Genomic DNA, 9951 nt, shown 5'->3' on the forward strand with positions numbered 1-9951 from the left:
AATTTATGCCCCGCATCCGCCTGCCGGAACTTCCGCAGTTTGAACTGCTGATGTATCTATTGCCCGATCACATTCTGCAGGAGCTGTATTAAATGCCGCGCAAATACCACTAAGGAATGCGTCAGCTGTTCTCTGACCATTATAAGCTCCAGAGTTTATCTTTATTGTGGGCGAGCCGCCAACTCCAAGCTCATCAGCAAGCTTTATATTCTCTGCAAGAAGATCCGCACCTTCTTTGCCTTCAGAGCAGATTTTTATTTTGGCAACATCTATTTTTGCCTCGGTTGCGCATCCCTGCCATTCTGTGCTTCGGTAATCCTTGTTCCTGCAAACAACGTAGTTCATATAGGTGGTAGGAGCATATTTTGCTGCGCACAACTGCCTTACATTTTCATCAACTTCTGCTTGTCCGTGAAGTGATGAGAATGTTCCGTCAGCTTTTTGGTTTGCTATAAATCTGAGCTCGAAGGAAATTTTATCCTTAAGTGTATCAAGAACCGGCTTTATTGCATTTTCAGCCTGCACTCCGTATGGACACTGGCTCATTACAAAGAGCTGAACAATAGGTTTATCGGATTTAATCGCCGCTTGAACTGGAGGTGCCTCGGTTGCTCCGCTTTCCTTTATCTGCTTTGCCTGTTCTGCGACTTTTGCAACATCTAATACTTGCGGGAATAAAAGAGCCCCGTCCTTGGTTGCGTATGATAGTGCTGCAAGCTTTCCATCAATCATAACTGAAAATTTGTAAAGGCCGTTTTCTTCAGTAAGATTCTCTATAGCAACCTCGGCAGCGTTCTGTGTAAGGGATTCCTGTATGAAGTTCTTCATATTAAGAGAAAACTGCTGCGCATCAAGGCTCTTTGACGCACCGGGCGCGTTTGAGCTGACAGTCTGGCCGGAAAACAAAGAAATCAAAAGCAGTGCTGCAAGAACTGCCGAGAGGGCTGGCCAGAACGGGATTTTGTTTTTTCCTTGTTTTGCATCATTCGAAACGCTTTTCTTGTGCGCCTCATGATGTGCATCATGCTTTGCCTCGTGCTTCACTTCGTGTTTTACTTCAGGTTTTTTGCTTTCAACATTTTCGGTTTCCATAGAATCACCAATTAATATTATCCGCATATATTCCCATTAATGCATAAATTACAGTTTTTAAGCGTTGGTATTGCTTCCCGATGAAGCTTGCATAAAATCCCTGATTTTCTTATATCGCGGCATACTGTGCAGAGGATTCCGGACTCAAAAGGATTTTTAGCAGTACTAAGTATTTTTGCTGCGTCAGTTATCGATTTTCTCACCACGATATTTTCCTCAAGCAGCTTTGCCTTTTTGCCGCGCAATTCGCGCTTGTACTGCGATATCGCCGGCTGCGTCACACCCATTTTCAGCGCGGTTTCAGCCTGATTGTAATTGAACGTTTCCATAAGGTCGCGCGCGATAAGCGCCCGAACGGTCGGAAATATCTCCTGAACCATGATTTCGCAAAACGGGCGCATAATATAGTTTGACACCATAAATATAAATATCCCTGCCAAAAGAAAGAAGTCATTCAGAATCCGGGGACACAACCAAGTTTATACGGTTGCTCAAAAACTTAGCTCTAAGAACAGGATCTAATAAAACTTCGGCTTTTTTTAGTTTCTGCCCAATCTCGCATATAAGCGGGCGGCACAATTCTTTATACGATTCAAGCGGTGCGGCGGCGGCACTTTTAATTGCTTGCGCGCAATTAAATCCGCTCCTTAAGGCAAAACTAATGCCATCTCCTGTGCTTGGCGATACCAAGCCCGCTGCCTCACCCACAAGGAATATGTTATTGCTTCCCAGGCAGATTTCCTCCGTCGACTTTATCTTTGTAAGAAGACATGCCTCCTTTTTGTAAAAAGCAGCATCATTGCCCATTACATGTTTAATCTTCTGCTTAAGCAGCTGAAATTTTTTCAAAACATCCGTCCCTATAGGAAATGCTGTACCGCATACAAAAGAATTTCCTTTGGGTATTAGCCAAGAATAATAATTTGTCACATCTTTTGAAAAGATAAAATAAAATGCATCTATATTGTGATTGCCCGAGAACCATTCCTGCATAGCGATAAGCTGATTCATTTTAGTGCCCGTTGCTTTTTTCCTTACTGTCGAAAGAGCGCCATCCGCCCCTATTAAAAACCGCGACTTAACAGCCGTTTTTTTGCCGTTTTTTTCCAAAATCATCTTATATCCATCTGCACCTCCGTTTATCTCTTCAGCGCCTAAAAACCGTGTGTTAGAAGAAAAATCAATGCTGTTTTTTGAAAGATTTAAAAGCTCAAAATCAAAGGCATTTCGGTCTACATTCAAATAATTTTTTTTTTGTCTTACATCTATGCCATTGTCATGATCCATATAGGTTATATCCACATATTCCGGCGTAGAGAACACCGAATCAGGAAGCTTGATCTTTTTTATAAAATCCTTTGATTCTTCTGTCAATAGGCCTCCGCAAGGCTTGCTTCGGGGAAATGCGGCGCTGTCAACCATCAAAACTTTAAAATCGTTTTTTAGAAAATTAGCCGTAAAGCATCCGCCAGGTCCTGCACCGACAATAACTGCATCATAAAAAGAAGACGTTGTAAACTGCTCCATATTTGCCACCCATTAACCAACCATATGATTTTAGTATATCAATAACTTTAAAAAAGCATTACAGAACCCCCCGTACAAAACATACCTACAGGCATATTAGCCTGCTACTCTGATACAACCACGCTAAAATAACCTTGCGAGATGTCTGTCTTAACGCGGGATAAAATAACTTTCTTTCCAAAAAATCTGGTCAGCATACCCGATAATATTCCCCGAAACATAGTATATTTTATATCTTTTGAAAGCTTTGTCCACGGGAAAAAATTCGAGAAAACACTATATTTCCCAGATTTTTTGAATACAGATATATCCCCCCATCCAAGCGAAGACATGAACTCAGAAATAAATTGCTCAGGATGCATATTTAAAGAAATTGATTTTCCTTCAGAATCTTTTTCTTTTCCCGCAATCTGCGCCCCCCAATCAAATGATACATTGAATAAAATCTTATCCGCGTCTTTACTGCGCACAATCATTTTTTCCATAATGTACATCAAGCTTGATTCACAAAGAAAAAACCGTTCGTTTTTATAATCAATCGTTCCGTGGTCATATTTAAAAACGCCAAAATCTATGAATTTTTTAAGAGAATAGCTTGAAAATTGGGTCTTATGCTCTTTATTAACTTCAAGATATTCGTAATCTATCAAGAGGTCATAAATTTCCTTTGAAATATACTGCTTAATCCCTTTTTTAGCAAGAATTGCTGATGGCGCGCAAATCACTTCGCAAAGAGTATCTTTCCGTCCCTGACATTTCAACTGTATGCCTTCTATGGATTTGTCTGAAAAAGCATAAGCACAGAAGCCTGCAAAGGTCCCTTCAATAATTGTGTGACCAATACCGTTCTTGGAGCATATTATAAAATCTTTTGCAGTCATCTGAAATATTTTATCGCCATAATCTATTGTGTGATTCAATTTACGGCCATAAGAAATGCTTTCTATATACCGAACCATGAAGTAAAAGCCGTTAAGAAACTTATTTTTATCAACAGCTCCGATAACCAACGTGTCAGTATTTCGCGCATAATTGTATCCGAAGATTTTACCTGCAGTATAAAGCATTTGCCCATCGAGCTTTTTTTCAAGCTCAATAAAAATATACTCCGGAAATGCGATATCCCGAAGATATTTCTTATTGCCGTTTACAAAAATGAATCCACTCTTATCGATAACTTCTATCCTTGGAAGGTATACGTTCCTAAGAAACCAATTCAGAATTTCATCTTTAACCATAAAACACGCCGTATATACAAATCATGCCTGCAGTAAAAATAAAGACGCCATCAACAAACAAGTCATAATACACTAGTTTATTTAGTTTTCCATTCATATATAGGTATATGTAGGTGTATGCAAATAGTAAAGACAAAATTATTGCCTTTTTTGGAAAGATTCCTGAAGCCAGCCCCCAAACAAACAGAAAAAATGAAATTGTAGTTACTACATAACCAATAAGGACTGTATTTCTTGATCCGATGATCTCAGGAATCGTCTTAATATTAACCGCTTCATCCCCCTTCACATCTTTTATGTCCGAGATTATAGTGTTTATGAAAAATAATGCAGAAATTATTAGAGAAAAAAGAAGCAGAGGCATTGTAAACGCGCTGTTATACAATCCGACAAAAATAATAATCATTCCCCACACAATGGCGATATATATATTTTTTATCAAAAAATATTTCTTTATGCGGTATACGCTATATACCAGTCCAAATAGCGTTTGCACAAAAATGAAAAGAAACGCATACAGGTTTACCGCAATAACTTGCAATAATAAATAAATGTATATCATCACTCCTGCAGTAATCAATGGTTTTGTATATTTATTGACAAATAACCTTCTTTCCGGAGCATTTATAGCATCTTCGTCAAAATCCGTCAAGCGATTAAGATTATATGCAATAAAGAATTCAAAGAAAATGATTGAAAGAATAATAGGATTTGAAGAAAGATTCATCAAAAAAAGAGTGATGTAAGCAACGCACGACGCTCCTAATGCTATATAAATGTTGCTTTTTAGCAAAAAATTAATCGCAGATTCAAAAAAACTTTTTTGCATAAGATCAGTCATACAGTAATCAAAAAAATATTCTTTTACTCAAATTGTTTAGTGGTGTAATAATCATAAACTAAGTTCAATCCCCCACCAATGGCTTCGTAAAAATATATATTTATTAAATCCAAATAGTCTTTGGGTTCAAATAACCTGAAAAAAATCTCCGCAAACTTCCCTTGACATTCGTATTCTGTTCCTGGAAAGCAATTTATCACAGTATCAAATTCCAATTCTTTTTTATCATTTAACTCTGCCGCTTGCATCATCCGGCATATCGGCGTGATAGAACAATAATTTTTATCAACTTTTTCTTTTGTAGAGCCTGTTTTATTATTCCAGTCAGCTGCCCTGCCTATAAGAATATTGCTGCCCGTTTTTTCAAGATTCAACTGATAAATATCCCCATTACGTATTATTTTATTCGAGTGACAACCTAAAGTAAAAATGTCTTTAGTTTCATTCTTAAGGGTTCTTTCAAAAAACTGAATTATTTTGATTTTTGAAGATAAGGCATCGAGTTCATATTTCTTATCAAAACACTGCACCATAGAATGGCCTGTTCGATTACCTCGATTTTTCTGATTTAAAAGATCTCTTATTTTTCCATATTGTTTCACAGACATAAACGCAATTTCCTTATTAGTTGCTTCAATTATTTTTTCTTTATAGGTTTTTGGAACTGGAGCACCTTCTCTTCTATATTTCTCCCAAATTGCTTTATTCGTGTCATTGAGATCATTGTATAATAATGTAATAATTTTTGTTTTGTTGGGTAATAGATTGTAAACTTCAAGTCCTAAATCAAGGGAATCAAGAATCACTTTAGGTATATCTGTTTGTAGATTATTTTTAGAGTGTGCGCAGGTAATGGCCACCTTATCTTTTGATTCGACGTAAGGCAATAATGCAGATATTATTTCAGACATTACTTCTCCATGATTCGATCCATAAAATGAACCGCTTGCTTTGTAAACTATAGTGTCTCCTTTAACTATGTGTTTCTTAAAATCAAGACCCCCATCACGTAAGCATGAGGCGTATGTGTCTTCTAATACCATACTATTAAGAAGAAAGAAAACTATAAAAACTAATGTATAAAAGCGCGCGCGCATGTTAAACATATGGCGGCACATCTAACCCCATCAGACTACCGCATATAACTATAAAAATTCCTCAGGTTAGCTTCATGACGCCTATAACCCTAACTAAACTATGGCGAAGTTCGCTCACACCACAACAATTCCTTTCGAAGTCATTTCAATACTTTTTATCCCTTCAGACGTGCTTGTCCTTCGCATCTTACGCACTTCAAGAGTCCTGTTCACGGTAGAACCCATTGCCAAGTAACGCAAAACAATAACGCCATCAACGACAAATTCCTCTACGCCGTACCTTGAAAGCAGCTTGCTATCCTCAGTTATTTCAGAGGAAAGAACTGCGGTGCAATTTGAGGATTTTATTGCAGAAACAAGCGAAAACAGACCTTTTCGTATTTTATACTCATCTTTTATGTACATGCCGAAAAGAGATGTCGAATCAATTGCAACGCGCCGGTAATTATTTGTAGTTATAAGGTCCTTGAGCCGAAGGTTTATGTCGGTAAGCTCAAACGGATCATATATCTCTATTCTCAGCTGCCCTGTTTTTTCATATTTCATCAGGTCCCAGCCAAACTGCATTGCATCTGCTCTTAAATCCTCAATAGGCTCTTCAAGAGTTATGTAGATACAGTTTTCGCCGTTTTTCAAGCCTTCCCAAATAAATTGAAGCATGAGTGTGGTTTTGCCGGTGCCGGCGCCGCCAGTAATCAATATGCACGAACCACTTGGAAATCCACCCAACAGCATCTTATCAAGACCGATTATACCTGTTGATACACGGATGGATGCCCGAGACATATTTGAGAGTTTAGAAATATTTTTTTTAGACATATATATAATCATGCATGCGGTTGTATATATACGTTACTACGGCTTTGTTCTGATTATCTTATAGTAAGTGACATCACCTTCTTCATCTACAATAGCCATAAGAGCGGTCGCCCTTATGTTGTGAGAAAGCCTCACATATCTCGACCATTCCTGAGGCATTAGCATGTGGTTTTCAGAATATGCATGAACATTATATTTTGTATGCTCTTTGGTTTCCTTGCTGCCTTCTTTGTAGGGATTCACGCCCCTGTCGTAAACTCTAAAATGCGTTCCGAATTTGAAGCCGGATTTTACGATATAACCGCGGTTTCTTAAATCCCTGTAAACAGTAAATTTCTGCGGGAACTCCTTATCAACAATCATGCATTTTTCATAGAATACCTGTGAAGTTATGGGTTTTCCTTCATAGTTAATTTTTATGTGTCCTCGGTCAATCAGAAGCATCGCTTCCTCCAGGCTTAGCTGAAGATAAGTTACTTTTTCCTCATCAATCCATTTTCCGAAATATTTCTCTGAATATATCCGATTCCCTTCGTCCTTGCTCCAAACAACGACCTTGCTTTCAAGGAATTCCGCATTTGCAAGAATTTCGCCGATCTTAAATAAGGGTTGAGCCTCCGGCTTTTGCATCTCAATAGTGTCTGAGACTTTAGAATTTTCAATTAGCTCTAGAGACTCACCAGTAAGTTCCGGATTTTCTGCAGAAGCCTTATTTTTTTGTTTTTTTGACATAAATTGCCTCAATTCAATAATATTACAATCCAAAGCATATAAGATAGGTTGTAACTCTTCTCGCTTCGCCACATTAACCATTAATCGCGAAGCTCGAAGCTTTTTTGTTTTGCAATGCATAAAACATATGCAAAACAAATGGGGCCGACGTGATTTGAACACGTGACACCTAGATCTTCAGTCTAGCGCTCTCCCAGGCTGAGCTACGGCCCCATAGCGCCCTGGGCAGGACTTGAACCTGCGACAACATGGTTAACAGCCATGCACTCTACCTGCTGAGTTACCAGAGCACATATAAAGTTTTGCATTTTTGCAGCTAATCAAATATCAAAATTATGTGAATAAATGTTTATAAATCCGTTCACAGCGTTCTCGGCTTTTCAAATTTTCCGAATTTGAAAATCCTTAGAACATTACGCTTTCTTCACTTCATCCGCCCTGCTTTGGCTCGCGCCGCGTTCATTAAAGTATTTCGCGGTCTTTTTCGCGCCGTAAGGCACTTCCGCTGGGCTTGAAAGCAATTCAAGAACAAGCTGGCATATCCGCATACCAGGCGTCAGCTTTATCGGAAGCTTCCCTATATTTGCAAGCTCAAGCGTCAAATGACCTTTGTATCCTGCATCAACAACGCCTGCGGTGCTGTGCACTTGCAAGCCCAATCTGCCAAGCGAGCTTCTGCCCTCAAGCCGGCCAACAAGATCTGTCGGCATCTCGACATGCTCCATAAGCGATGCCAGAACGAATTCTCCTGGATGAAGAACAAACGGCTTTTCGGAAATTATGAGCGTGCTATATTCATATTCCTCGATTTCTGCACCATCCGACTGCCACTCAGATATTTTTGTATCGCTAAATGTCGCAGGATCTATTATGGAATGGTTCGACAGCTTGAATGTGCGGAACCGCGTGCCTAGGCGCAAATCAACAGAGCTTGCGCCCAACTGGAGCGAAAGATCAATCGGCTCGGCTTTGAAGTCGCCCTTTAAAAGGCGCGCCTTTATATCGCGGTCTGAGAGAACCATACCACATTATTCCAAAAGAAGTTTTATAAATTATGGCGCGCGCATATAACTTATGCCAGTCATACGTCTTCCAAAAGAATATTCTTTTGAAAAATTCGGAATAAAAGGCAGAACATTTGACACAAAATCTATAAACAACGCCATCAAGTTCAATATTATCGAAACCGAAAAAGGGCATGAAACGCGAATAAGGGAGAAAGAATGCACATTCCACTACTTCATAATTGAAGGCGCAGGAAATTTTGAAATTGACGGCAACGTAAAAAGTTGCCAAAAAGGCGATTTAGTGATTGTGCGTAAAGGCGCGGCTTTTAAGTACACCGGAAAAATGAAGATGCTGTTGGTTTCGCAGCCCTGGTGGAATCCAGAGCAGGAAGAGATATTGGCAGATTAATTAAAACCATTTCTTCTCTTTCTTCTTTTCCTCTTCCTCTTCTTTCTTCTGCACCTTCCAAACAGGCTTGAGCTTTTCGTCAAGGCCTTTTAGCGATGCTTTTGTATTGCCTACGCCGCAGGTATTTCCAACACCGACAATAAGGATTTTCTTCTTTTTAGTTTCAGTCACAAGCCGCTCAAGAATATTTACAACGCCTTCCTGCGCGTCAAAGACCTCTTTCTTCAAAGGTATTGAAGCTTCATCAGGCGCCATTTTTATCGCAATGCCGTCTGTTGGGATGTCATATTTCACCGCAACTTCTTCAATCTGCGAGCGCTCGACTCCCACACCACCCATCATGACGCCCACGCCTTCTGCAATAGAGCCGGTCTCTTCTCCTTCAAGCTTTCCTGCAGCATCTATTGTAATTATGTAGTCGATTTTCTCTTTCTTATGAAGCGCTTCAACCGCTTTGCCAAGCTTTCCAAGCGCGCTTCCAGGACCTTTTGCCTTAAGAACATATACCGTACGTCCTGCAAAAGTTTCTTTGCTCACAACAACCTCTTTTGCAACTTCATCGCCTTCTTTTGTCTTCAGGCTTGCAACAACCATTGGGCCTATCGCATCGCCAATCGGAATGCCGTCTGCAAATGCCTTTGTGGCTTTTGTATTTGCCTTTGCGACTTTCATAATCATCGGCATAATCATCTGAAGCATCATTGCATATTGCAGATTGTTCGTTTTCCGGATCATTATGACATAATGCCTTATAACTTTGTAAATTTGGTTAACCCCCATAGCGCCAATCATTGCAAATTTCAAGTTTGCTTTTTCAACCGCATCCATTTTAGGGGCAACGCTTTCGACAAAATATGAAAATCTGCGCTCGGACTGGTTCATTATGTGCTCAATCTTATGGACGATTCCATAGGGGTCCAGATCAACCGGTGGTGCGATGAAGAAATCCATAAAATTCTTTACAGCATTTTTCTGCTTTGCGTCCGGCTTGTCGCTGATTTTTTTCAGAACATATTCTTCGGACGCTTTTCGATAGCCTTCAAGCTCTTTTAGATCACCATCAAGCTTGTAGGTCATCTGCCAGATCATAATTCTCGGATAGAGAAAGAAAAAAAGCATCATCAGTATAAACGAAATTATACCGTTATCGCCAGTCAAAAAGTTTGCATATGACATGCAGTTACTTTTT

At 39.4% G+C, this 9951-nt stretch carries 11 protein-coding genes and 2 tRNA genes; 1 reads left to right on the forward strand and 12 read right to left on the reverse strand.

Annotated features, from left to right (window positions below; translation table 11 throughout):
- Positions 1-3: 3 nt before the first annotated feature.
- From KKB09_06580 to KKB09_06630, 11 genes are all read right to left on the reverse strand, one after another.
- A complete protein-coding gene (locus KKB09_06580) occupies positions 4-1092 on the reverse strand; it encodes a hypothetical protein (protein ID MBU4300857.1) in 1089 nt (362 codons plus the stop codon).
- A gap of 17 nt (positions 1093-1109) precedes the next feature.
- Positions 1110-1493: a hypothetical protein gene (locus tag KKB09_06585; protein ID MBU4300858.1), complete on the reverse strand. Its 384-nt coding sequence runs from the start codon at positions 1491-1493 to the stop codon at positions 1110-1112.
- 49 nt (positions 1494-1542) lie between these two features.
- Positions 1543-2619: an FAD-dependent monooxygenase gene (locus tag KKB09_06590; protein MBU4300859.1), complete on the reverse strand. Its 1077-nt coding sequence runs from the start codon at positions 2617-2619 to the stop codon at positions 1543-1545.
- Between the two features lie 104 nt (positions 2620-2723).
- Entirely contained in the window at positions 2724-3857 is a 1134-nt protein-coding gene (locus KKB09_06595) for a hypothetical protein (protein ID MBU4300860.1), read from the reverse strand.
- On the reverse strand, positions 3850-4686 hold the full coding sequence (locus KKB09_06600) for a UbiA family prenyltransferase (protein ID MBU4300861.1): 837 nt from the start codon (positions 4684-4686) through the stop codon (positions 3850-3852). Before KKB09_06600 ends, KKB09_06595 begins: the two co-directional genes overlap by 8 nt.
- 35 nt (positions 4687-4721) lie before the next feature.
- On the reverse strand, positions 4722-5741 hold the full coding sequence (locus tag KKB09_06605; protein ID MBU4300862.1) for a hypothetical protein: 1020 nt from the start codon (positions 5739-5741) through the stop codon (positions 4722-4724).
- A gap of 168 nt (positions 5742-5909) precedes the next feature.
- Positions 5910-6614, reverse strand: coding sequence for a KaiC domain-containing protein (locus KKB09_06610; GenBank protein MBU4300863.1), 705 nt, complete (start codon positions 6612-6614; stop codon positions 5910-5912).
- Between the two features lie 36 nt (positions 6615-6650).
- Positions 6651-7346 carry a tRNA-intron lyase gene (endA, locus tag KKB09_06615; GenBank protein MBU4300864.1) on the reverse strand — a complete coding sequence of 232 codons (696 nt, stop codon included), beginning with the start codon at positions 7344-7346 and terminating at the stop codon, positions 6651-6653.
- 139 nt (positions 7347-7485) lie between these two features.
- Positions 7486-7559, reverse strand: a tRNA-Phe gene (locus KKB09_06620).
- Positions 7560-7563: 4 nt separating this feature from the next.
- Positions 7564-7636: transfer RNA gene (locus KKB09_06625), tRNA-Asn, on the reverse strand.
- Between the two features lie 123 nt (positions 7637-7759).
- Entirely contained in the window at positions 7760-8368 is a 609-nt protein-coding gene (locus tag KKB09_06630; protein ID MBU4300865.1) for a dCTP deaminase, read from the reverse strand.
- A gap of 52 nt (positions 8369-8420) precedes the next feature.
- Between KKB09_06630 and KKB09_06635 the strand changes: the two genes are divergently transcribed.
- Complete coding sequence (locus tag KKB09_06635; GenBank protein ID MBU4300866.1) at positions 8421-8762, forward strand: hypothetical protein; 342 nt, start codon at positions 8421-8423, stop codon at positions 8760-8762.
- Here the strand turns inward: KKB09_06635 and KKB09_06640 are convergent, their stop codons facing one another.
- A complete protein-coding gene (locus tag KKB09_06640; protein ID MBU4300867.1) occupies positions 8763-9938 on the reverse strand; it encodes a DUF1512 domain-containing protein in 1176 nt (391 codons plus the stop codon). It lies immediately after the preceding gene.
- Positions 9939-9951 lie beyond the last annotated feature (13 nt).

The organism is Nanoarchaeota archaeon, from assembly GCA_018897155.1.
Lineage (GTDB): Archaea > EX4484-52 > EX4484-52 > EX4484-52 > LFW-46 > LFW-46.

Excerpts from the sequence above, each read along its gene's own strand:
- KKB09_06630 (MBU4300865.1), bottom strand. The coding sequence starts at position 8,368 with ATGGTTCTCTCAGACCGCGATATAAAGGCGCGCCTTTTAAAGGGCGAC.
- KKB09_06580 (MBU4300857.1), bottom strand. The coding sequence starts at position 1,092 with ATGGAAACCGAAAATGTTGAAAGCAAAAAACCTGAAGTAAAACACGAA.
- KKB09_06635 (MBU4300866.1), top strand. The coding sequence starts at position 8,421 with ATGCCAGTCATACGTCTTCCAAAAGAATATTCTTTTGAAAAATTCGGA.
- endA (MBU4300864.1), bottom strand. The coding sequence starts at position 7,346 with ATGTCAAAAAAACAAAAAAATAAGGCTTCTGCAGAAAATCCGGAACTT.
- KKB09_06610 (MBU4300863.1), bottom strand. The coding sequence starts at position 6,614 with ATGTCTAAAAAAAATATTTCTAAACTCTCAAATATGTCTCGGGCATCC.
- KKB09_06640 (MBU4300867.1), bottom strand. The coding sequence starts at position 9,938 with ATGTCATATGCAAACTTTTTGACTGGCGATAACGGTATAATTTCGTTT.
- KKB09_06595 (MBU4300860.1), bottom strand. The coding sequence starts at position 3,857 with ATGGTTAAAGATGAAATTCTGAATTGGTTTCTTAGGAACGTATACCTT.
- KKB09_06590 (MBU4300859.1), bottom strand. The coding sequence starts at position 2,619 with ATGGAGCAGTTTACAACGTCTTCTTTTTATGATGCAGTTATTGTCGGT.
- KKB09_06605 (MBU4300862.1), bottom strand. The coding sequence starts at position 5,741 with ATGGTATTAGAAGACACATACGCCTCATGCTTACGTGATGGGGGTCTT.
- KKB09_06585 (MBU4300858.1), bottom strand. The coding sequence starts at position 1,493 with ATGCGCCCGTTTTGCGAAATCATGGTTCAGGAGATATTTCCGACCGTT.
- KKB09_06600 (MBU4300861.1), bottom strand. The coding sequence starts at position 4,686 with ATGCAAAAAAGTTTTTTTGAATCTGCGATTAATTTTTTGCTAAAAAGC.